This window comes from Microcystis aeruginosa NIES-843 (assembly GCF_000010625.1).
GTDB lineage: Bacteria > Cyanobacteriota > Cyanobacteriia > Cyanobacteriales > Microcystaceae > Microcystis > Microcystis aeruginosa.
In genome coordinates, this window is record NC_010296.1 from 2,953,782 (window position 1) to 2,976,369 (window position 22,588).

Below are 22,588 nucleotides of genomic sequence, written 5' to 3' on the forward strand. Positions count from 1 at the left end.
TCGGGGCGATCGACCCCCTAATGTCAGCAAATGATGGGTATGTCTCAAAAAAACGAAACAACTGCTTTAATAATCGCTCTTTTAGCCACTGCGGGCATTTTAGGTGGAGGTTACTTCTGGCTGCAAAGTCAATGTGCTGCGGGTCAAGAATTCTTTCTCTGTGGCAGCAGTAAAAGTCCGCAAAAATCCCCAACATCGGGAAGTGCCTCCTCTCCGCTACCCCCTCCCCCTTCACCCCAGGGAGTGGTCAGTTTTGCCCCACCGACTTCTATCCCCAGTGGCACGACAATTCGCATTAACGGCTCTACCAGTATGGTACAGATTAATCAAGCCTTAAAAGCCGCTTTAACGGCCAAATTTCAGGGGGTAGAGGTCTTGACAAATGCTCAAGGATCTGATAGGGGATTAGAGGAAGTGGCCCGGGGGGCGATCGATATTGCGGCGGTGTCACGACCTTTAACCGAGTCGGAACGCTCTCAGGGATTGGCTTCTAGTCCGATCGTTCGAGATGCGATCGCTATTGTGGTGGGAGTAAAAAACCCCTTTGCAGGGGGGTTAACCACTGCCCAAGTTAAAGATATTTTTACCGGAAAAATCACCTCTTGGTCGGAGGTGGGCGGTTCTGCTGCTACTATTCAAGTGATTAATCGTCCTCCTATTAGTGGCACTTATCAAAGTTTTCGTCAGGAAGTGCTGCAAGGGGGAGAATTTGGTAGGGGAACTAATTTTAAAATGATGGATAGGGATGCCACCACCCCGATTTTGCGAGTTTTGGGACTGAATGGCATTAGTTACGCAACCTATAGCCAAATTGCCGACCAAAAAACCGTCAGGGCGCTCGCTGTGGACGGAATTTCAGCCAGTGAACCTAATTATCCCTGGCAGCGTACCCTTTACTACGTTTACAAAGAACCTGCTAGTGAAGCAGTCAAAGCTTTTATGGGTTTTGTGTCCTCTAGTGGTGGTCAAGAAGCGATTTTTCGGGCCAATGAAGATCTACAAAAGTAGTCGAGGAAAACTAACTCAGAAGACAAAACAGGATAGACTTTTCTCTAAGTCCGATTTAGTTTGGGGGCCATGAAGGATTTATTGGCGATTTTTAGCAAGGAATTAAGCTTTTGGTTAGCGGTACTATCAAGCCATAATTAGCCAATGAACAAAAAACAGAGGAAAACCTATAATGCTATTTTTGCCGATCCCATCCGTTGTAACATCGTTTGGGATGATGTCCTTAACTTAATTCAGTCATTAGGAGGTAACATTACTCAAGGCGATGGCTCAAGAGTACGATTTGACCTTAACAAAATTTCCCTCAATATTCATTCCCCTCACCCCCAAAAAGAACTAAAAAGATACCAAATTAAAGCTCTTCGTGAATTTTTAATTAAAGCAGGAGTAAATTAATGCAATACAAAGGCTATGAAGCTGTGATTGAATACGATGAAAGCGATCGCTTATTTTTTGGTCGTGTCATCAACATAGAAGATATTATCGTTTTTGATGGTCTTTCCGTTGATGAACTAGAACAGGCTTTTAAAACTGTTATTGAACAATACTTAGCAGATTGTCAAACCCTTAATAAAAACCCTAATCAACCGACTTATCCCTTATCTTCTCATTAGTTAGAAGGTGATTGCGTTTTGTGGTGAGTGATTAGGCGATCGCCTATAATAATTAGGATTATTGTCAAGTTCAGCCGCTATGACTACCACAATCAAGAAAGAAGAAACCGGTTGATGACGAAAGAAATCATTCCTTTCCATCAACGACTAAATTCTAGATTAAATAAACAAAAAATTACCATATTACAAGTTAATTTAGGCAAACACTACAATTGATATTGTAATCATTGCCATTTATAACCGCTTCTTCGAGGTTCTTTACTCGGCAGATAATCGGCTATTGCGATTGATGTTTGACGTAGGTTAGTAATACATCATTAATCAGGTCGTGATAGCTCTTTTCTTGAGCATGATTCCTAAACCACTCAAGGATTTCTGAATCCAACCTGATACTAATTTGCTCTGTTTGTGGATTTGGTTTGACCAGTTTAGCATTCTTGAAAAATTCATCATCTAGGGGAGGAATATCTGAATAATCAATATTCTCATCGGACATTTGCATAAATTTCTCTTGTCGCTCTTTAAGAGGCATATCAAGGGAAAATTCAGGGTTGCTCATAGCGTTTTCTCGGGAGCATCTCATTTATGCAAGTGAGTAATTATACTTATCCATAAAACTGGTTTCTAGCAAGGCTTTCAAAATAGCTTGACATAAAAACCTGATTTAGGGGTTACAAAGGTGAGATGCTCCCTTAGAGCATCGGTTTTTGAGAATTGTCTATATACAAAGTCAGCATTCATGAGGGGAACCCTGGGGCGAATTACTTCGCCCCTTTAAAAGCCCCGTCTCATCGCACTAAGCGCTTCGGGTCTTCGCCCCGACATTTGAGATAAAATAAGGACGCTGCCACTTGCGTCCTCAAGGTATCTGGAAAAGGCTTTTTTCCTAGACTTTCCGAGAGTAGTATTCCACTACTAACAGTTCATTAATCGAGAGGGCAATCCATTCTCTTTCCACAACGCCATTCACTTTGCCCACAAGGGTGTTTTTGTCAAATTCCAAATGACTCGGCAGGTTGGCTAAACCGGGGTATTCCATATTTCTTTTGACTAGATCCTGGGAACGCTCTTGATTTCTAACTCCAATCACATCACCCGGACGGCACTGATAACTGGCAATATCCACAACTCTACCGTTAACGGTGACGTGACCGTGATTGACTAATTGTCGCGCCCCCGGAATTGTCCCAGCCATACCGAGACGGAAAACGGTATTATCCAGACGCATTTCTAAGAGTTGCAGCAGCACTTGACCAGTGGAACCGGTAGCCCGGCGAGCTTTGCGGACATAGCGAATTAATTGTTTCTCGCTGACACCGTAGTTAAAACGCAGTTTTTGTTTTTCTTCTAGACGAATGGCATATTCTGAACGTTTTTTGCGGGCCTGGCCATGTTGCCCGGGTGCATAGGCACGACGGGCATTTTTACGGGTTAAGCCTGGTAATTCCCCTAAACGACGCACAACGCGCAAGCGCGGTCCTCTATAACGAGACATACAGACAGTCTGCTCCTATTTAAATTTATCCCAAAACTATTATCGTAGCACAAATTAAGTGATTTAGTTGGCGTGTGGGGAGATGGGGAGAGGGGAGAACGGAGTGGGATGATGGGGTGTGGGGTGTGGGGTGTGGGGTGTGGGGAGAATAAATAAAAGCAATCTCCTGAATACTGACTCCCGACTCGGAGAATACTGATCACTGATTACTGATTACTGATTACTGATCACTGATTCAAGCCTGACGGCAGCTGATGTATTTTTTTCATCGGAAATTTTGGGTCTGAAACCCCGCCGTTCTAGGTTGGCTTTACGTTAGAATTAAAAAGCCAGTCTCGAAAACCAAGTGGACGGCGCAGCACCTTGAAAACTCGGCTTAGGGGGTTCCGACCAGAAAAGCTTGGCCGGGTAAAAAGTCGCGCGCAACAAGTACAAGAAGCTATAGGCGGTCAACGTACCGTGGGACACACGGAATCGGGCTTCTGAAATGGGGCGAAAGTCTGTGGACTCTGTGTAAGACAGTACATGGTTTTTTAACTGTGGTATGCGACGGTGGTGGAAGCAGAAACTTAAATCGTGAGGTTTAGGAATCGCCGCACTTTTAGGGCGGCGAGGATGTCAATAAAGATGAGGCTAATCTCTGCCATCTTAGGGCATACTGTGAGTGTAACGAAGCACTATATTACTCAGTTTGCTTTCCCACTCCTTCCCTAGCTGAATCTCTATCTTGGAGAAGCCATAGTCATGATCGAAATGAAAGTCGCTGGAATTGCCCTAGACGCTATCACTCGCAGTCCCATTGTACTACTCAAGGATGGTTCCGAGCGTCGCGCCCTACCTATCTACATCGGACAAGATCAGGCTAAGGCCATTATCACCGTCCTCGAACAACAAAAACCCCCTCGTCCCCTCACCCACGATTTGATCGCTAATATTTTTAAAGTTTGGGACATGGATTTAGAAAAGATTATCATCCATTCTCTCCAAGATAATACCTTTTATGCTGTTCTCTGTCTCCAGCGCGGCGAAGTCAAAAAAGAAATCGATTGTCGTCCCAGTGATGCGATCGCTATTGCCCTGCGTACCAACAGTCCCGTCTGGGTAATGGAAGAAGTGATCGCTTCCGCTTCTATTCCCGTCGATCGTGACGCGGATGAAGAGGAACGTCAAGCTTTTCGCAATTTCGTCTCCAATCTTAGCCCCTCAGACCTGATCCAACGTCGCGGTGATTTTAGTGAGCAGTGAAAATTCAGGAGATAGGAGATAGGGGTTTAGGGGTTTAGGGGTTTAGGGAAATTTCAGCCAAATGCTCCACTGCCCCACTTCCCCACTTCCCCACTTCCCCATCACCCCACTTCCCCACTGCCCCACTTCCCCACTGCCCCACTTCCCCACTTCCCCACTTCCCCACTCCCCCATCACCCCACACCCCACACCCCACACCCAATACCTTCTAACTGGTAACTGATAACTGGTAACTGATAACTGATAACTGGTAACTGAATCAATGCGTTATCGACGATTTGGCCGTACTAATTGGCAATTTTCGCTGTTTTCCCTGGGGACAATGCGCTGTTTGTCCTCAGAGTCGGTGTTTACCGCAACAGTTGATCGCGCCCTAGAATTGGGGATTAATCACCTAGAAACGGCCAGAGGTTACGGTAATAGCGAAGTTTTTCTCGGTCGCTACCTGCAGCGTCAAGGGGTGCGGGAGCGGGTTTATCTGACTACGAAATTAGTCCCCACTCCCGATCGCCAAACTATGGAAAAAGCGATCGCCGAATCCCTAGAACGATTACAATTAAATTACCTCGATTGTCTAGCAATTCACGGTATTAACACCCGCGAGCATTTAAACTGGATTAAAGACCCGCAAGGCTGCATGAAAGCCGTTTTTCTGGCCCAAGAAGCTGGAAAAATCGGTCATATTGGCTTTTCTACCCATGCACCCCTAGAAATTATTCTGGAGACGATCAATACAGATTTCTTCGCTTTTGTCAATATCCATTACTATTTTTTTTGGCAAAGACAGCAACCGGCGATCGCTTTAGCCCAAGCAAAGGACATGGGTGTGTTTATTATTTCCCCTGCTGATAAGGGAGGGGGTCTCCACAGACCTCCCAAGAAGCTAGAGGAATTATGCGCTCCTTTTTCACCCCTAGAGCTAAATTATCGCTTTTTATTGAGCGATCCGCGCATTACTACCCTCAGCGTCGGGGCAGCGATACCAGAGGAATTAGAGACAATTATTAACGTATGCGAAGGAGATCAGCCCCTAGATGCGGCAGAAATTGCCGTTTTTAAGCGTTTAGAGGCACATTTAACCGATAAATTGGCTACAGATTTATGTAGCCAATGTTATCAATGTTTACCCTGTCCTGAAAATATTAATATCCCCGAAGTGTTGAGACTGCGGAATCTGGCAGTAGCTTACGAAATGACCGATTTTGGCCAGTATCGCTATCGAATGCTGGAAAATGCCGGTCATTGGTTCCCCGGACGCAAAGCGAATAATTGTACTGAATGCGGTGATTGTTTACCTCGCTGCCCGGAAAAATTGCCGATTCCCCGGCTGTTATTTGATACACACGAACTACTTAACGGCCCGCCGCGACGGAGATTGTGGTCATCTTAGGACGAAACTGGGAAAAATTTTTTTGGGGGATCGTCAAAGTGTAAAAACTATCTTAAGATTAACAGGTAAGAGAATTAACTTTCTTGAATTTAAAGAGACAAAAAACAAGAAATAGATTAAGGAGTAAAGGATATGGCACTCGTCCCCATGCGGTTATTGTTGGATCACGCGGCTGAGAACGGATATGGCATCCCCGCTTTTAACGTAAATAATATGGAGCAGATCCAAGCGATCATGCAAGCGGCGGCAGCCACCGATAGCCCCGTTATCCTGCAAGCTTCTCGCGGTGCGCGCAAATATGCAGGGGAAAACTTCCTGCGTCACCTGATCACCGCCGCGGTGGAAACCTATCCTCATATCCCCATCGTGATGCACCAAGATCACGGTAATGAACCCGCCACCTGCTACTCGGCGATCCGTAACGGTTTCACCAGTGTTATGATGGATGGTTCCTTAGAAGCGGATGCTAAAACTCCCGCCACCTACGAGTACAACGTTAACGTTACTGCTGAAGTAGTAAAAGTTGCTCACTCGATCGGTGCTAGTGTGGAAGGGGAACTCGGTTGTTTAGGTTCCTTAGAAACCGGTAAAGGAGAAGCGGAAGATGGCCACGGTTTTGAAGGGGAATTAGATCACTCGATGCTGTTAACCGATCCCGATGAAGCGGTGGATTTCGTCGAAAGAACCCAAGTAGATGCTTTAGCAGTAGCCATTGGTACTAGCCACGGCGCTTACAAATTTACCCGCAAACCCACCGGCGAAATTCTCGCTATTAGCCGCATTGAAGAAATTCATAACCGCTTACCCAATACTCACTTGGTCATGCACGGTTCTTCCTCGGTCCCCGAAGATCTCCTCGAATTAATCAACCAATTCGGTGGCGCTATCCCTGAAACCTACGGTGTTCCCGTGGAAGAAATCCAAAAAGGCATCAAGAGTGGTGTGCGTAAAATCAATATCGACACCGACTGCCGTTTAGCAATTACCGCCGCAGTTCGTGAAGCACTATTCAGCAACCCGAAAGAGTTTGATCCCCGTTTCTTCCTGAAACCCTCGATCACCTATATGCAGAAAGTTTGTGCCGATCGCTATCAACAATTTGGTACCGCCGGTAACGCCAGCAAAATCAAACAAATGTCCCTCGATGACTACGCAGCCAAATATGCTAAAGGGCAATTAACCCAAGTCAGCAAAAAAGTTGTGGCTGTCTAGTAGCTGAACAATTAAGCGATCGCTTAATAGCACCGATCTAGTAGAATTTTTTGGGGTGGTTAACCATAACTACCCTCTTTTTTATGGGAATGCCTTCAAGGGAAAGAGTTACCAGATAAGAATCGATTTCAGAGAAAAGACTATACTGAAAATAATCAGCAGATCAGCACTGGATTTATAAGAGAAGCAAGATGAGAAAAAAATCGTTGTGGGCGGGATTATTGGTGGGATTTTGGTTTTGTCTAACTTGGATGGCATGGACACCCACAGCAGCCGCCTTTAGCGAAGAACAAAAATTACTACTGCAATCTTGGCGATTAGTCAACCAATCCTATTATGATGACACCTTTAATCATCAAAACTGGTGGCAGGTGCGGGAACAATTCATCAAAAAACCCCTCAACGATCGGACGGCGGCCTACAATGCGATCGAACAGATGTTAGCCACCCTCGATGAACCTTTTACCCGTCTCCTGCGACCGGATCAATACCATAACCTACAAATTAGCACCACGGGGGAATTATCGGGGGTAGGACTGCAAATTAATATCAATCCTGACAATGGTTACTTAGAAGTAGTTGCCCCCCTTGCCGGTTCTCCTGCTGAGGCCGCTGGTTTGACTAGCCACGATCGCATTTTGTTTATTGATGGCATCGATACCACTACTTTAACCCTCGACGCGGCGGCGGCCAAAATGCGCGGCACCCCCGGAACAGAAGTTTCCTTAGTCATTCTTCCCGATCAAAAAAGTCAACCAAAAACCCTATCTTTAACCCGTCAACGCATTTCTTTAAGTCCAGTAGTAGCGGTTTTAGATAAAAATTCTAGTTCCTTGCCCATCGGTTATGTGCGCTTAAATCAATTTAGTGCTAACGCTGCCAAAGAAGTCTCGGAAGCGGTGACGAACTTACAAAAACAAGGAGCCAAGGGTTATATTTTAGATTTAAGAAATAACCCCGGTGGTTTACTGCAAGCGGGCATAGAAATCGCTCGGATGTGGATTAATCAGGGAACGATTGTTTATACGGTTAATCGCGAGGGAATTGCCGATAGTTTTGCCGCTTCTGGCAATGCTTTAACCGACTCGCCTTTAGTCGTTTTAGTCAATCAGGGAACCGCCAGCGCCAGCGAGATTTTAGCCGGAGCATTACAGGACAATCAGCGAGGGGTTTTAGTGGGAGAAAAGACTTTCGGTAAGGGATTAATTCAGTCCTTATTCGAGTTACCCGATGGGGCAGGATTAGCGATTACCGTCGCTAAATATGAAACTCCCGCCCACCATGATATTCATAAGTTAGGCATTATGCCCGATCAAGTGGTGGCACAGGAACCGATCACATATCAGGAAATCGGCACCGAAAAAGATAGTCAATACCAAACGGCGATTCAGTTTTTAAACCAGAAGACCGTTTTAGCCAAAGCTTCCTAAGTGGGGTTTTCAGTTATCAGTGACCAGTGATCAGTAAACAGTTATCAGATGCGAGTTTTCAGGGTTCTTCGTTACTTGGTCTGGTTCGATCGGGTGGCATAAATCGACTAAATTCTTATCTGGTAAGATACTTAATTGATTAGTTCGTTAGAGAGGGAAAATAATTGACCAAGATCCCATCAATGTCTTTCTATATAAGGGTTTCATCCCTTATAACCCTGTACGTTGCATAAGACAAACCGAAGAACCATAATTCATAATTCATAATTCATAATTACTAGGGCATAAATCGAACAAATTAGCCGTTTTTTCCATCAATATCTAAATTAAGATGAAAACCTGTTTGATTTGGAGAGAATGCTAACATCGATTAGAATTTTCCCAGTCCGGGTTTTTCAGCCTTGCAACCTTAACTCATCCTTGATTTTACTGCCATGCAGAGATATATTCGATCGCCCCTAGCCCTAACCCTGAGCATCACCCTGTTAGCTAATTTTTTAACCGCTTGTAATAATGCCCAAACCCCCGATAACACTGCCTCTAGTCCCACCACCACTGGCCCTGGTGATCAAGGCTTAAAATTAGGGGCTTTACTGCCCATTACTGGAGATTTAGCCGCTATTGGTCAAAATATGCCCGAAGCAGCCGCCCTAGCGGTGGAGACTATCAATGCCTGTGGTGGAGTCAATGGCAAACCCGTCACCCTCGTGAAAGAAGATGACCAAACCGATCCCGCTGCCGGTGCTTCAGCGATGACCAAACTAGCGGAGGTGGATAAAGTAGCCGGTGTAATCGGTTCCTTTGCCAGTAGCGTCTCAGGAGCCGCCGTCGATGTGGCGGTGAGAAAGAAAGTTATGTTAGTCTCTCCGGGTAGCACCAGTCCTGTATTTACTGACAGGGCGAAAAAAGGCGATTTTAAAGGTTTTTGGGCGCGGACGGCTCCCCCGGACACCTACCAAGCTCAAGCTTTAGCGGTCCTAGCTAAGAAAAAGGGTTTTCAAAATGTGGCCACCGTCGTGATCAATAACGATTACGGAGTCGGATTTGAACGGGAATTCGTGAGCGCTTTCGATAAATTAGGCGGCACTATCACTAATAAGCAAAATCCTGTCCGTTATGACCCGAAAGCTGCCACTCTCGATAGTGAAGCGGCGGCTGCCTTCGCTAACCAACCAGATGCTGTAGCGGCAGTCCTTTACGCTGAAACGGGCAGTTTATTACTGCAAGCGGCCTATAAACAGGGATTGACCAAAGGAGTTACCGTCCTCCTCACCGATGGGGTTTATTCGGAAGATTTCACCAAACAGGTGGGGAAAGGAACCGATGGTAAGTCAATTATTGCTGGGGCCCTAGGCACGGTCCCTGGGGCCGACGGTCAAGCTTTAAGCGCTTTTACTACTCTCTGGAAAGAAAAGACCGGCAAGGATGTCACTGCTTTTGTTCCCCATACTTGGGACGCGGCGATTTTATTGATGTTAGCGGCCGAGGCGGCTAAATCTAACACCGGTGAAGGGATTCAAAGCAAGATTCGTGAGGTGGCTAACAGTCCGGGTACGGAAGTAACCGATGCTTGTCAAGCCATGGAAATGATTCGCAAAGGCGAGGATATTAACTATCAGGGGGCCAGTGGCAATGTGGATATCGATGAAAATGGCGATGTGGTCGGTAGTTACGATGTCTGGACTGTCAAGGATGACGGGACTCTCAAGGTTATCGATCAGGTGACACCTAATCAGTAATCAGTAATCAGTGAGCAGGAGTCAGGAGGCAGAAGGCAGAAGGCAGAAGGCAGGAGGTAGGGGATAGGGTGATAGGGATTTAGGGGTTTAGGGAAATTTCAGCCAAATGCTCCACTTCCCCACTACTTCACTACCCCACTTCATAATTCATCGAAAATTTGGGTCTGAAACCCCGTCGTTCTACGACGGCTTTACCGTTAAATATTAGCGCATTTACACGATATATGCTAGAATGCGAGATATGGAAAAAGCCTATTCTTACCGATTTTACCCCACACCAAAACAAGAGTCGCTATTGCGGCGCACTTTGGGCTGTGTAAGATTAGTTTACAATAAAGCTCTCCATGTCAGAACACAAGCATGGTACGAAAAGCAAGAAAGAGTAGGCTACGCTCAAACTTCTTCAATGCTAACCCATTGGAAAAAACAAGAAGAATTAAACTTTTTAAACGAGGTAAGCTGTGTACCTTTACAACAAGGGTTAAGACACCTACAAACAGCTTTTACTAATTTCTTTGCTGGTCGTACTAAGTATCCTAACTTTAAGAAAAAACATCAAGGAGGAAGTGCTGAATTTACCAAATCTGCTTTTAAGTTCAAAGACAAACAAATCTATTTAGCCAAATGCACAGAACCTTTACCTATTCGATGGTCAAGACAAATACCAGAAAGCTGTGACCCAAGTACAGTAACAGTCAGATTACATCCTTCTGGACGTTGGCATATTTCAATAAGATTTGATGACCCAACAATCCAGCCATTACCCCCAACCGATAAAGCCATCGGAATTGACTTAGGAATTAGTAGCCTAGTAATTACCAGCGATGGAGACAAGGTATCTAATCTCAAGCATTTTAAAAGGCATTATCGGAGACTGCGAAAGGCACAAAAAAGTCTTTCTCGAAAACAGAAAGGCTCAAAAAATCGGGAAAAAGCGAGAATCAAAGTAGCCAAGATTCACGCTCAAATCACCGATAGCAGAAAAGACCATTTACACAAGCTAACCACTCAATTAGTTCGTGAAAACCAAACGATTGTGGTTGAGAATTTAGCCGTCAAGAATATGGTCAAAAACCCCAAGTTATCTCAGGCAATATCTGATGTAAGCTGGGGAGAAATCACTCGACAATTAGCCTATAAATGCCGTTGGTATGGGAGAAATTACATCGAAATAGATAGATGGTTTCCTAGCTCTAAAAGGTGTAGTAATTGCGGGTATATTGCCCTTGAAAATGCCGTTAAATGTTCGAGAGTGGGACTGTCCAGACTGTGGGACTCACCACGACCGAGATATTAACGCTAGTAAAAATATTTTGGCCGCAGGGCTTGCGGTGTCAGTCTGTAGAGCGACCATAAGACCAGAACAGAGTAAATCTGTTAAGGCAGGTGCGGAACCCCGCAAGGGAAAGAAGCAGAAACCTAAATCGTGAGGTTTGGGAATCACCGTCCGTTTACGGCGGTGAGGATGTCAACATTCATACTTTGTGCTTTTTGTCAAAAAAACTTTTTTTTTGCAACAAAACTACACAAAAAAAAGATCATCGTTGTGGGTGAAATTGACTCATTTACCTGTCTTAATTAGGATTACCTTCTAGCTGTGGTAAGGGTTTCAAGCGTTGCTGTCCAAAAAAGCACAGAAAAACCCATTATGAAATTCAGTAAAATCGCTGTAACCATTGTAACATCGTTGTTAAATAAAAATCTTTCTCAATTAATTTTTAAGAATTTGTAAATATTGCGGAATGTTAATTTAAATATTCTCAAGTTTTTGGCATCAATCAATAATTTTTGCTTATCTTTGTCGAACATTGGGTTAGGAGTAAGGAGTCAGTCCTGATGCCAAAGTCGGCACCGCCAAACATGAAAATATTCTGATTGACGAATTTGCCTTATTTCAGCCTCTATTTTCCAGTCAGGAGCCGGTCGTCGGGAGGGGAAGTCAGAATAACTGGACTTCCCCCATACAGAAATACTAAAAAATTAACAAAACCCTTACTGCCTGGAGCTTCTCAGAAAAAATTGAAAAGACGCTACTGGGTACATTTTCCCTTTGAAAATGGCTGTACCGTTGACTGTATCTAGAGTAGAGCGATTCCGTAGAGTTGGCTGTATAGTGATCGCTAACCTTATTGTAACAGATGGTGTCATTAATCTCTAGAGTCAGCGATTCCCTCGGTAGCCATGTTTTTCATGGTTTTCTGCCTGGAAACAAGCTATAATGGTCGAAGGGTCAAATTTGAAAAATTTTGCCTCAAACCCTGTCTGCGTAAGGATTTCAGGAGTTTGTACCCAGTAGTTTATTAGTATTACATTGCTTTAACTCAGGCTCTGTAAGACTTTGAGCCATAGCTAGTATATTTATACGGGGGAAGTTCAGGAATAACAGAATCACCTCGCACGTCTGGAAGCAGACCCCTTCGAGATCGAAGAGCGAAAGTGCAGGGGTTTTGAGTCCCTCGGATCGGTTTCTCAACGTTTGTCTCTTGCACTTTTTTGACTAAAAAAGTCCCTAAACCGTTTTCTAGCAAGGCTTCCAGTAATATTCAGCAAACCCTAATTAGGGTTTGCGGCAAAAAGTTTTTCCTGGGGGCAGGGTGTGGGGTGTAGGGTGTAGGGTGTAGGGTTTTAGCGATTTTGAGGGGGTCAATTACCTAATTTTCAGGGAAAAAGTCCAGGAATTTTCCACCCGATCACTCCGGGATCTGGCACTTTTTGGTTTCCAAAAAGTCTAAAAGTCTTACCCAACAAGGCTTCCAGTAATATTCAGCAAACCCTAATTAGGAGTCGGTTTACCTCACCGGTAGCATAGCGCAAGTTTGCATAATAACGGAGAGATTTAATAATAATTTGTCTCATTTTTTCTAAACTATCCATCTTAAAATAACCTCCTCAATTTTGTCAAAAACCAATAATTTGAATCGTTTATTGTCTAATAAAACTTGACCAATAGAATCTTCAAAAATATCGGCAAAAGCTTGTTGATGAATTGCTAAATATAAAGTTATTTCAGATTTTTGTCATATCTTTGTAATTTTATAAGATACTTGTTAAATGAATCAAATTTTTGGCTTTAAATAAACAAGTCGGTTTGTCCAATCCTGTTTGCCTTGTAGATCCCATAAAGCTAAAAGTGAACGAATTAAAAGACCAAAATTGCTAGGAGGAATGGACTGATAATCGATAAAAATAACGCCACTATGACTTTTTTGAGCTTCTCCCCATTCGCACAAAAGCGGGGGAATAGTGTTCTGGTCGTATGTTACTAGGGTTAACTGGGCTTCGGTTGCGGCTTTTAAAACGATTTCATCCGAATCAGCCAAATATCGACCTTCTTGCCAAGTGATTAAAGGAAAAATCAGGATTTCTGGACGTTTACGACTAATTTGTTCGGCAACCGTCGGAGAAATATGTTCATCTAATAAAAAAGATAGCATTTTAGCTATTCCCCACTCACTCACAGGGAATCAGGATAAACCGTAATTGTTTCTAATTGGGGTAAGAGCCGTTTGAGTGTCGTTTCATTGAGGGTTTGAGCCTCGGTGATCGCCTTTTGAACTTCTGACTGATAAGCTTCAGCATAGAGCAAAGCAGAGCGGACCCATTCGAGGGGTCGATGAAAATGTGCCGCCGTTTTTTGTTCATCTAGCGCGTAGCTTTGAGCAATTTGAATTACTTCCCAGAGAGCCAAACTGGAGTTTTTGAGGTAGGGTTGTCGCCCCAAAGGAGACTGGCGAAATTCAATATAGGGGAACTCGCTTTCTCTGAGGGATTCCTCAATTAAAATTGCGCTGGTTTCACTAGGGGTTTTTCCTAATCGGCGGGCCAACTGTTTAAGTCGTTCCGCTGTGCGATCGGGGAGTCGGGTACTAATAACTTGAGACATAAATTTTTCAACCTTAAATTTTAAATCATCGATTTAGAGATATTATATGCCAATTGGCACAAGAGGAAGAGGAGGTCATTCTATATTTCCCAATACTTCATTAGAATTAGAAAATTCAACTTCAATTTAGATCATTCCTCTCAATAGCGCCATATCAGTTTTTTCCACTGATAACTGTTCACTGTTCACTGTATGAAGGATTTAGCAGTCGAGTGAACCCTGCTTGTTCAAAATGCCGATCTGATGTAAAGGCTAATGTAATTACTTCTTGCTGCATAATGACAAAGCTAATACAATCAGTTAGCCCCCAATCTTTATCAAGACGCTGACTATAAAGTTTCCAACCCTCATCGAAAAGAGATTTATTGAGCGGTATAATCTGTAAACCAATTAGATTGTTGAGGTGATTAATAAATCTAATTGTTTGAGAGCGAATTTTCGGCGAAACCAGAGCATCAGCCACTTGCAATAAAACAAAATCTGTTGTTATAAGCTGACATTTCTGTTGTTGAAGATTCGCCTTAACACGCTTGGCTTGTTCATGAAAAACATCATCAACATTAATTAAGGCAATCCAGGCTGCCGTATCAACAAAAACCTTCCTCACGATTCTAGCTCTCGCTTGGGTAGCCCGTGAATGTAATGATCGTGCTGATAGGACAAATCGGAAGTTCCTGTATTCATCTGGCACTCTTCTAAGATTTGGTCAAACTCGTCCCAAAAATCATACTCTGGGGATCTGGATTCAAGCTGCTTTATGAGCATTGCGGCAATCTTATTTTGCTCTGATTCGGGGAGTTGTTTGACTTGAGCGATCGCCTCTTCTAATAGCTTTGTCATATCTTTGGAATTGTATAAAACCCTAATAACGATTATCTCATCATCTCGTTACCAGGTTCTACCTGGTAACGCTCTTTTCAGGTTCTACCTGAAGAATGCTTTTCAACAACAGTCTTATGGGATGAAAATTCGACCGACTCCCATATAGTTTTCTAGATCAAATAAAATCTCAATCAAGCGGGTAGCACATCTTTGCCGATAGCTACTTTCATCAAGGCGATCAGGGTTTCCAATTGTCAGAATTGGCAGGGAAGCGGGTGTATTTTCTTCACGTATGGTTTGTTCCAGCGAATCAATTCCTTTCATATTTCGATTTGCTGTAATTAAAATCATCTGAGTGTTTTGAGCAAATTGCCAAACAACCCGATCACTACTATCCATCGGCAATCCAACATCCTGAAAGGTGAAGAAGCGGATGGGCAAAAGATCAAGCCATCCTTCTGCTGAGAGGGTTCCCCAGAATAAAACAACATCGCCCGTTAAGTTGTAGTCAATCAGAAAGTTCATGATTGAGATTCAATGCGTGCTTTCCACTCTTGAAGCTTCGCACGAATGGTTTCTTGACCGGGCTTAGGGGGCATCGCCGCAATCTTGGCAAATCGCTCACGATTTCGCTCTTCCCAGTATTGACGAATTTCTGTCGCTGTCTGCAAGCATTCTTGATACTCGGCTTCAACCTCAGTACAATGAGTCTCAATGTATGCTAGGGCTGAATCAATCTGTCTATCATTAAGACCAAGTTTTTCACGAATCAGCTTGGGGGGATACTGAGCCTTTAGGTAATCCATAACATCATAAAGGGTAATTCGCGTACCGGCGATTGTCAATCCACGCTCTGTACGAATAATGGCTGATTGCCCGTTGGATACTAGAACCATACTCATAACCTTCTAGAATTTCATTCTATTGTACGTTATTTGAATGCTGAACAGCTTACCTAATTACTCTGAATAGCACTATATCAATCAGTTTTTTCTACTGTTCACTGTTAACTGTTCACTGTATCGCTTGGGTAGCCCGTGAATGTAATGATCGTGCTGATAGGACAGATCGGAAATTCCTGTATTCATCTGGCACTCTTCTAAGATTTGGTCAAACTCGTCCCAAAAATCATACTCTGGGGATCTGGATTCAAGCTGCTTTATGAGCATTGCGGCAATCTTATTTTGCTCTGATTCGGGGAGTTGTTTGACTTGAGCGATCGCCTCTTCTAATAGCTTTGTCATATCCTTGGAATTGTATAAAACCCTAATAACGATTATCTCATCATCTCGTTCCCAGGTTCTACCTGAAGAATAGTTTAAGGCAGCTCCTTAAATATTGTCTGTCAAGGCAGAGCCTTGGCACAAGCGAAAGGCATACAAGCAAGCATTTTCGGTTATTGAGGATTTTTTCTTTTTGCGGGTTTTTGTTTGCTGGTAGGGAGTAGGGGAGCGGTTAATTTTTCATAGAGTTCAAAGAGGTATTCAATACGGTTTAATTCACTGGTAAAGGGTTGGGGACGATAACACAAATCAACGGCTTTGTCAAGTTTTTGGTGAGCTTTGAGCAAGTCGGGAGGCATGGTTAAAGGATCGTATAAATCCGCAAGGCTACTATCAGGATATTTTGACCTTGTATCTAGCACAGCTTGAGCGCAGGTTTCGACGGTTTGTTTTTGTTTGTCGGTGATATTTTCTGGAAAGGGGTAGTTATTATAAACAATATCTTTTGAGTAACGATAATCACTTTTTAATCGTCCGCAAACATATTTAACCCATGCCATGTGCATTTCTGAAGTAAGAATACCAAATAAATATAAATCGCCGTTCGGAATAGACTGACAAGTATCACTGACGATATTATCAGCCGTAAAAAAGCCAATGGGAATGTATTTTCTATTTTCTGACGTAGTTCTAGGTACAAGAATATAGTCTGATTTGGGTTGTGTGATTTGTCGAAATAAACAATGATAAGAATAGTTTCGAGTTGAAGCTGCAATACTTTTTGATCTGAATTGCTTCACGGCTTCCACACGCTCCAAAATTTCAGGTATATTCTTTAGTTCATCGGGTTTAATATCGAGTAGCCACAAACACCATTTTTTGCCACCATTTAAAAATTCTCTAGCACTAATAAAAGGTTTGATAAATTTAATCACCAAAGGATTTTTTAAGACAAGAGTATTTTTTTCTTCTTCAGATAAAATAAAATTGCCTCCATCTGTTGGCTTATTGCCATACATCATATTAGGGACATTACAGAGAGGATATTTTCGATTAAAAACCAAAATATTGTTTGCATTGATTAAGTAAGGATTAATATTTTGGGCTTTTATTAAAAGCGGCTCACTGGTTATAGTCTGATAGTCGAATAGATATTTTTCATTAGCTTCAAAACTAGCAAATCCAATAATCACACAATGAACCGCAGCATTACCTTTAGCTTCATTACTCCATTTGAAAGTTCTATGGGCAAAATGAATACTGATATTAAATTCGTTTATTAAAACATTCCATAAGATAGATGATTGTTCCCCTTGAGAAATAGAATTAGTCGCCACTAATCCCACCTTGATTTTTGTGCTTTGAATAAATTGAGCAGATTTATAAAACCATGCTGATACATAATCCATAACCCCTGATCCAATAATTTTATCAAGAACTAGCTTTAAGTCTTCTTTTTGATCAAAATTTTGGTAATGATGCCCCACAAAAGGAGGATTTCCTAAAATAAAATTGAGCTTCTCTTTTGAGATAACTTCCTCCCAATCAATCCGCAAGGCATTTCCATTAACAATCTTTGCCGATTTCTTTAATGGTAAACGCACAAAATACTGACCAAAAGTATTACTAACTTTAATATTCATCTGATGATCAATTAACCACATCGCCACCTCCGCCACCCTCACCGCAAACTCATCGTATTCAATACCAGCAAACTGATTAACATCTACCTGAATAATGGTACTAATATCTGTTACTAACTGCCCCGTTTTATCTAACTCCTGTAATACCAAAATCTCTAAATCGCGTAACTCTCGATAGGTAATAATTAAAAAATTGCCGCAACCACAGGCAGGATCAAGAAAATATAAATTAGCAATCTTTTTGTGAAATTCTAGTAATTTATTGCGATTGCCTTTAATCTTCTCAAATTCTCTGTGTAAATCATCTAAAAATAATGGTTTAATCACCTTTTGAATATTTTTCTCGGAGGTATAGTGCGCCCCTAAATTGCGTCGCTCTTTTGGATTCATTACCGCTTGAAACATAGAACCAAAAATAGCCGGGGAAATTTTTCCCCAATCAAAAGCACAAGCTTCTAATAACATGACTCGCATCTTGCTATCAAAAGCCGCTAAAGGTAACGACTCCTCGAATAACTTGCCATTTATGTAGGGAAATTGAGTTAAATTCTCATCGAGATTTTTTAATCTTTTGTCTCCTGGTGTATTCAAAACCTGAAAAATATAAGCAATGTGCATCGCCAAATCACTGCCATCTTCTTTGGTATGTAGATCGATATATTCCCAGAAAATCCCCTTATTAAAAATACCCGTATCATCGGCAAATAAACAAAATAATAAACGCACTAGATAAACTTCCAAATCATGCCCGATATAACCAATTTCTTTGAGGCAATCATGAAGTTTTCCCATTAACTCGGCCGCTTGAATATTGACGGGATCTTCGTCTTTATAAACTCGCTTTTCGTAACCAGCAATAAAATCAAATAAATGAACATTATCAACAAAATTACTTAATTCAAATTCCCATTGATTGCCCGAATCTAAATCATATAATTTAAACCGTTGAAAATCCGAGACTAAAATATAACGCGGTAACTCATGTTCCTTTAAATTGGGGAAATAATCCTTAGCCTGTTGTGTGGCTTTGTCTAAATCTTTTCCCTTCGATTTATGCTCAACTAAAATCGTTCCTTTCCAGAGTAAATCAATAAAACCCTGTTTATTATCGGCTTTTTTTATCGGTTGCTCAAAACTGGCTACCCTACGCCGTGAAAGGGAGCATCTCACTTACGCGATAAGTAATTATACTTAGCCTAAAAGCCACTCTTAATCGTGTCTTGGAACGAAATAGAGGCTTTTAAAGACTGCGTACATGGAGAATTAAAACAAGAATTACCCTCGAAAAGCCTATTTTTCCACTAAGTATTTATGCTCATTGCAAAGGTGAGATGCTCCCCCGTGAAATGCCAAAGACATGAAAAAACTCATTCCAAAAAGATTGAGATTCTGCTTTTTCTGAAGTCTCTCCTTCCCACTCTTTTTGAAAAGCGATGGCGCGATTTTTAATTTCATTCCAACTTAAAGGCATAGTTTTAATTCCTTATCTTTTGCGGGTTTGCTCAAAGATAGTAGAAAATGGTGTAGGGAGCCATAGACAGTCAGCAAGGGATACAGATAGCTTTCATCTTAGGTGATTTTTTGATAAACTACAAGGGAAGCTAGAAATTAGCAACGCCTTGAGAATTGTATTCCCTTAGTTATAGTGTTTTCAAATGAAACGTGGAAAGACACCTGTAGGGGCGCAAGACTTGCGCCCTCATAGCGTCCAAGACTCAAACGTAAACGCTATATCAATGCAGTTATTGACACGAACGAACAACTTATCGCTATGTCCAAGACTCTCTACGAACAAGATTTTCAATTGTGGCTCGCAACAACAATTAATCACCTACAGAAGCGGGAATTTGCTGCGCTGGATACTGATAACTTAATTGAGGAGTTAACCGAGTTGGGAAAATCGGAAAAAAGAACTTTAGAAAGTAATTTGATGATTCTTTTGGCTCACTTGCTCAAATTAAAAGTACAGCACGACGCACCGCCATCAATGAAGGATAGCTGGTATTGTTCTATTATTGAGCATCGCCAGCGCATTGAGAAAAACTTACGCAATACGCCTTCCCTCAAATCCTATCTAGAAACTGCTATCCAGGAAGCCTATCTAGATGCTCGTCAAGTGGCAATTAAGGAAGGGAAACTTGCTCAATTTGGTGTTCCCATTCCCTCAGAAAATGATTATCCTCAAATTTGTCCTTTCTCCCAAGAGCAAATCTTAGATGAGAACTTCTATGGCAATTGACCCAGTTTGCCGAATAAGTAAGGCTCTGAGCGCAATCTTTCTCGCTTCTACCAAATCAGCATCAAGTTTATCCCTCCCTACCGCTCAACGAGTCCGGATAGGGAATCTCTGGGATATTCGTGGAAATAATCTTGATTAAGGTCTCTGGTCTTGATTTTGGGGATAACTGGGGAATAGATCCCTGGGGAAATCCTCGGCACTTAAACAGGTTTGTAAAGCTTGGGAGGGGTTATTTTTGTCCACACCACGACTGACAGCGATAACGCATTGGGAAAAGCGCCCGGGTAATAAACTTTGACGACAGGAATCTAAAACCTGTCTAGAAATCCCTAATTTATCGGGTTCCTTGGCTGTTTCTGTTTCCGTTTGTTTGAGGGAATTAGCGGCAAACAAGGGGGCAGCGCGATGGATATCGACCACACAATTACCTAGGTCAATAGGACGACGCACTTGAAAACAAGCTTGCAGAGCCAGATTACCATCGATCGGGGTTTTGGATTTAATCATCACCACACACCGGGATAATTCTTTAGGAATTAATGCTTCTGAACAAGCGGTGGCGGCATCTTCGGGACTGACTCCCGTGCGGACAATCTGACTGATACAGGCACTAAATTGATTATTGTTGCCAAATGCGATCGCTGCTCGGTTCATTTCTACTAAGCCAAGGGAAATAGTAGCGATCGCGCTCCAACTAGCAATTTTTTTAATATGGTTTTTCATTGTTTGCTCACACCCAAGATTTTAAGGCTAACTGGCCTTGATCTTAACAGATTCACGGGGAACAGGAAACAGGGAGATGGGGGAAGGGAGAAGGGAGAAGGGAGAAAAAAGGCTGACTACTGGCCCCTGACTCCTGACTCCTGACTCCTGATTCCTGACTCCTGACTCCTAAAACCCAAGGGCCAAAATTAGTATTCTGGTACAGTGGAATCGACTTCGCGACTCCAGGCGCTGATACCACCTTTGACGTTAATTCCTTCGATACCTGCGTCTTTGAGGATAGCGAGGGCTTTAGCGGAACGTCCCCCCATCTTACAATGGGCGATAAGACGATAACCGTTGACTAATTCCTTAATTTTGGGAATTGCCGCACCATTTTCGATATCGGGTAAGGGAATTAACACCGAGTTGGGGATATTAGCGATTTGGTACTCGTTGGGATTACGCACATCGATGAGAATGTAATCATTGGCATTGCTGTCAATTAGTGCTTTTAACTCTACTACGGTCATTTCTGTCATTTTTTGCTGTTCTGCTGCTTCTTGTGCTTTCGCTTGCGGGATACCGCAGAATTGTTCGTAATCAATTAATTTTTCAATGACGGGACGGATGGGATTCGGGCGCAATTTTAACTCACGGAATTTCATTTCCCAAGCATTGTAAAGCAGTAAACGACCACTGAGGGTATCCGGAGCGCCGAGGATAATTTTAATGGCTTCTGTGGCTTGAATTGTGCCGATTACCCCGGGTAAAACTCCTAAAACGCCGCCTTCCGCACAGGAGGGAACCATCCCCGGTGGTGGCGGTTCGGGATAGAGATCGCGGTAGTTGGGACCGCCTTGGTAGTTAAAAACGGTTGCTTGTCCTTCAAAGCGGAAAATTGAGCCGTAGACGTTGGGTTTGTCGAGAAGAACACAAGCATCATTAGTCAGATAACGGGTGGGGAAATTATCCGTCCCGTCGATGACTACATCATAGGGGGCTAAAATGTCAAGGGCATTTTCGGAACTTATGCGGGTTTCGTACAAATCCACCTGACAGTAGGGGTTAATTTCTAGAATTCTGTCCTTAGCGGAAACAATTTTCGGTTTGCCTACCCAAGAAGTGCCGTGAATAATTTGACGTTGCAGATTGGAACTATCGACGATATCGAAGTCAACAATACCGATTCTACCGATGCCAGCCGCCGCTAGATAGAGTAAAAGCGGGGAACCGAGTCCCCCAGTGCCGATGCAGAGAACACTGGCGGCTTTTAGTTTTTTTTGACCTTCTAAGCCCACTTCGGGCAGAATAATGTGTCGAGAGTAGCGTTGAACCTCCTCTTTGGAAAGTTCGATCGCCGCGAGATTAGGATTTAGCATAGATTGGGTAAATAGTGAAACCTCACTCGATTCGGGCAAGAATTTCGTCTCAGCACGGTTTAGAGACAAAAATCAGGAAGACTCGATCGCTTCCTGGATTTTCAATTCTTTCTATGCTTATGATAGTGTGAGGGTCTGGCTCCGTGTTGTTAATATTAGTTAACTTTCCCCTGCCACTTGGGTGCGATATTCACTAGCGGAGAGGGTATCAGCCAAGGCAGTATCGGGATTTTCTACCCGCACTTTTAATAACCAACCCTCCCCGTGGGGATCATCGGCAATTAATTCGGGGGAGTCAATCATCGCTTGATTGCGATCGACTACGGTTCCCGAGACGGGAGGATAAAGATCTTCTACCGCTTTTACCGATTCGATCGTGCCGAAACTACTACCCACTTTCAGCGCCTCTCCCAATTCGGGCAATTCTAGAAACACGATATCACCCAATTGATCGACGGCAAAAGCACTAATTCCCAAGGTAGCGATTTCACCTTCGAGTCTGACGTATTCGTGGGTTTCTAGGTATCTCAAATCCTCGGGATATTCCAGTTCCATCGTCTG

The 22,588-nt window shown here is 42.9% G+C and carries 24 protein-coding genes and 2 pseudogenes; 10 read left to right on the forward strand and 16 right to left on the reverse strand.

What is annotated here, in order from left to right; translation table 11 throughout:
• The first annotated feature begins 30 nt into the window (after positions 1–30).
• The 3 genes from MAE_RS14020 (at position 31) to MAE_RS14030 (ending at position 1,622) form a co-directional block, all read left to right on the forward strand.
• Complete coding sequence (locus tag MAE_RS14020) at positions 31–1,008, forward strand: phosphate ABC transporter substrate-binding protein (protein ID WP_080506986.1); 978 nt, start codon at positions 31–33, stop codon at positions 1,006–1,008.
• 144 nt (positions 1,009–1,152) lie between these two features.
• Entirely contained in the window at positions 1,153–1,404 is a 252-nt protein-coding gene (locus tag MAE_RS14025) for a type II toxin-antitoxin system HicA family toxin (RefSeq protein WP_012266175.1), read from the forward strand.
• Positions 1,404–1,622 carry a hypothetical protein gene (locus tag MAE_RS14030; protein ID WP_012266176.1) on the forward strand — a complete coding sequence of 73 codons (219 nt, stop codon included), beginning with the start codon at positions 1,404–1,406 and terminating at the stop codon, positions 1,620–1,622. The genes MAE_RS14025 and MAE_RS14030 overlap by 1 nt, the downstream gene beginning before the upstream one ends.
• 277 nt (positions 1,623–1,899) lie before the next feature.
• Here MAE_RS14030 and MAE_RS14035 read toward each other — a convergent pair whose 3' ends face one another.
• Positions 1,900–2,181 carry a BrnA antitoxin family protein gene (locus tag MAE_RS14035; RefSeq protein WP_002798057.1) on the reverse strand — a complete coding sequence of 94 codons (282 nt, stop codon included), beginning with the start codon at positions 2,179–2,181 and terminating at the stop codon, positions 1,900–1,902.
• 327 nt (positions 2,182–2,508) lie between these two features.
• On the reverse strand, positions 2,509–3,117 hold the full coding sequence (rpsD, locus tag MAE_RS14040; RefSeq protein WP_002798058.1) for a 30S ribosomal protein S4: 609 nt from the start codon (positions 3,115–3,117) through the stop codon (positions 2,509–2,511).
• Between the two features lie 744 nt (positions 3,118–3,861).
• On the opposite strand from rpsD, the gene MAE_RS14045 reads away from it, so the two are divergent.
• On the forward strand, positions 3,862–4,362 hold the full coding sequence (locus tag MAE_RS14045) for a bifunctional nuclease family protein (protein ID WP_002798060.1): 501 nt from the start codon (positions 3,862–3,864) through the stop codon (positions 4,360–4,362).
• Positions 4,363–4,396: 34 nt separating this feature from the next.
• Here the strand turns inward: MAE_RS14045 and MAE_RS33380 are convergent, their stop codons facing one another.
• The gene (locus tag MAE_RS33380) at positions 4,397–4,564 is read right to left on the reverse strand and encodes a hypothetical protein (RefSeq protein ID WP_158303525.1); all 168 of its coding nucleotides are present in this window, start codon (positions 4,562–4,564) and stop codon (positions 4,397–4,399) included.
• A gap of 60 nt (positions 4,565–4,624) precedes the next feature.
• Here MAE_RS33380 and MAE_RS14050 point away from each other — a divergent pair, with 60 nt between their 5' ends.
• From MAE_RS14050 to MAE_RS14070, 5 genes and pseudogenes are all read left to right on the forward strand, one after another.
• Complete coding sequence (locus tag MAE_RS14050) at positions 4,625–5,752, forward strand: aldo/keto reductase (protein WP_012266180.1); 1,128 nt, start codon at positions 4,625–4,627, stop codon at positions 5,750–5,752.
• A gap of 132 nt (positions 5,753–5,884) precedes the next feature.
• Positions 5,885–6,964, forward strand: coding sequence for a class II fructose-bisphosphate aldolase (gene fba, locus MAE_RS14055; protein WP_002744497.1), 1,080 nt, complete (start codon positions 5,885–5,887; stop codon positions 6,962–6,964).
• Positions 6,965–7,155: 191 nt separating this feature from the next.
• A complete protein-coding gene (gene ctpA, locus MAE_RS14060) occupies positions 7,156–8,394 on the forward strand; it encodes a carboxyl-terminal processing protease CtpA (RefSeq protein ID WP_012266181.1) in 1,239 nt (412 codons plus the stop codon).
• Between the two features lie 434 nt (positions 8,395–8,828).
• The gene (locus tag MAE_RS14065; protein WP_012266182.1) at positions 8,829–10,133 is read left to right on the forward strand and encodes an ABC transporter substrate-binding protein; all 1,305 of its coding nucleotides are present in this window, start codon (positions 8,829–8,831) and stop codon (positions 10,131–10,133) included.
• A 241-nt stretch (positions 10,134–10,374) separates the two neighbouring features.
• Positions 10,375–11,563 (forward strand): annotated as a pseudogene (locus MAE_RS14070) (RNA-guided endonuclease InsQ/TnpB family protein).
• 1,431 nt (positions 11,564–12,994) lie between these two features.
• On the opposite strand, the gene MAE_RS35060 reads toward MAE_RS14070, so the two are convergent.
• The 10 genes and pseudogenes from MAE_RS35060 to MAE_RS33385 all read right to left on the reverse strand — a co-directional run bounded on the left by MAE_RS35060 (position 12,995) and on the right by MAE_RS33385 (position 19,175).
• Positions 12,995–13,138 carry an element excision factor XisH family protein gene (locus MAE_RS35060; RefSeq protein ID WP_223210725.1) on the reverse strand — a complete coding sequence of 48 codons (144 nt, stop codon included), beginning with the start codon at positions 13,136–13,138 and terminating at the stop codon, positions 12,995–12,997.
• Between the two features lie 51 nt (positions 13,139–13,189).
• Positions 13,190–13,567, reverse strand: a complete 378-nt coding sequence (locus tag MAE_RS14075) for a DUF5615 family PIN-like protein (protein ID WP_012266187.1) — start codon at positions 13,565–13,567, stop codon at positions 13,190–13,192.
• A 20-nt stretch (positions 13,568–13,587) separates the two neighbouring features.
• The gene (locus MAE_RS14080) at positions 13,588–14,016 is read right to left on the reverse strand and encodes a hypothetical protein (RefSeq protein ID WP_012266188.1); all 429 of its coding nucleotides are present in this window, start codon (positions 14,014–14,016) and stop codon (positions 13,588–13,590) included.
• Between the two features lie 178 nt (positions 14,017–14,194).
• Complete coding sequence (locus MAE_RS14085; RefSeq protein ID WP_002798064.1) at positions 14,195–14,623, reverse strand: type II toxin-antitoxin system VapC family toxin; 429 nt, start codon at positions 14,621–14,623, stop codon at positions 14,195–14,197.
• Positions 14,620–14,856, reverse strand: a complete 237-nt coding sequence (locus MAE_RS14090; protein ID WP_012266189.1) for a hypothetical protein — start codon at positions 14,854–14,856, stop codon at positions 14,620–14,622. Before MAE_RS14090 ends, MAE_RS14085 begins: the two co-directional genes overlap by 4 nt.
• A 114-nt stretch (positions 14,857–14,970) precedes the next feature.
• Entirely contained in the window at positions 14,971–15,363 is a 393-nt protein-coding gene (locus tag MAE_RS14095; RefSeq protein ID WP_002799313.1) for a DUF5615 family PIN-like protein, read from the reverse strand.
• Positions 15,360–15,734 (reverse strand): DUF433 domain-containing protein, encoded by a 375-nt coding sequence (locus tag MAE_RS14100; protein ID WP_002758892.1) that lies wholly within the window; start codon positions 15,732–15,734, stop codon positions 15,360–15,362. Before MAE_RS14100 ends, MAE_RS14095 begins: the two co-directional genes overlap by 4 nt.
• A gap of 87 nt (positions 15,735–15,821) precedes the next feature.
• Positions 15,822–16,082: a hypothetical protein gene (locus MAE_RS14105; protein ID WP_012266190.1), complete on the reverse strand. Its 261-nt coding sequence runs from the start codon at positions 16,080–16,082 to the stop codon at positions 15,822–15,824.
• Positions 16,083–16,234: 152 nt separating this feature from the next.
• A pseudogene (locus MAE_RS35065) lies at positions 16,235–18,862 on the reverse strand (DNA methyltransferase); the annotation flags it as partial.
• 157 nt (positions 18,863–19,019) lie between these two features.
• Positions 19,020–19,175 carry a type IIL restriction-modification enzyme MmeI gene (locus MAE_RS33385; protein WP_158303526.1) on the reverse strand — a complete coding sequence of 52 codons (156 nt, stop codon included), beginning with the start codon at positions 19,173–19,175 and terminating at the stop codon, positions 19,020–19,022.
• 300 nt (positions 19,176–19,475) lie between these two features.
• Here MAE_RS33385 and MAE_RS14115 point away from each other — a divergent pair, with 300 nt between their 5' ends.
• Positions 19,476–19,943: a DUF29 domain-containing protein gene (locus MAE_RS14115; RefSeq protein ID WP_002798067.1), complete on the forward strand. Its 468-nt coding sequence runs from the start codon at positions 19,476–19,478 to the stop codon at positions 19,941–19,943.
• A gap of 135 nt (positions 19,944–20,078) precedes the next feature.
• Here the strand turns inward: MAE_RS14115 and MAE_RS14120 are convergent, their stop codons facing one another.
• The 3 genes from MAE_RS14120 to gcvH form a co-directional block, all read right to left on the reverse strand.
• Positions 20,079–20,666, reverse strand: coding sequence for a hypothetical protein (locus MAE_RS14120; RefSeq protein ID WP_041804125.1), 588 nt, complete (start codon positions 20,664–20,666; stop codon positions 20,079–20,081).
• A 188-nt stretch (positions 20,667–20,854) separates the two neighbouring features.
• Positions 20,855–22,027: a molybdopterin-synthase adenylyltransferase MoeB gene (gene moeB / locus MAE_RS14125; protein ID WP_012266195.1), complete on the reverse strand. Its 1,173-nt coding sequence runs from the start codon at positions 22,025–22,027 to the stop codon at positions 20,855–20,857.
• 159 nt (positions 22,028–22,186) lie between these two features.
• Positions 22,187–22,582 carry a glycine cleavage system protein GcvH gene (gene gcvH / locus MAE_RS14130; protein WP_002798072.1) on the reverse strand — a complete coding sequence of 132 codons (396 nt, stop codon included), beginning with the start codon at positions 22,580–22,582 and terminating at the stop codon, positions 22,187–22,189.
• Positions 22,583–22,588 lie beyond the last annotated feature (6 nt).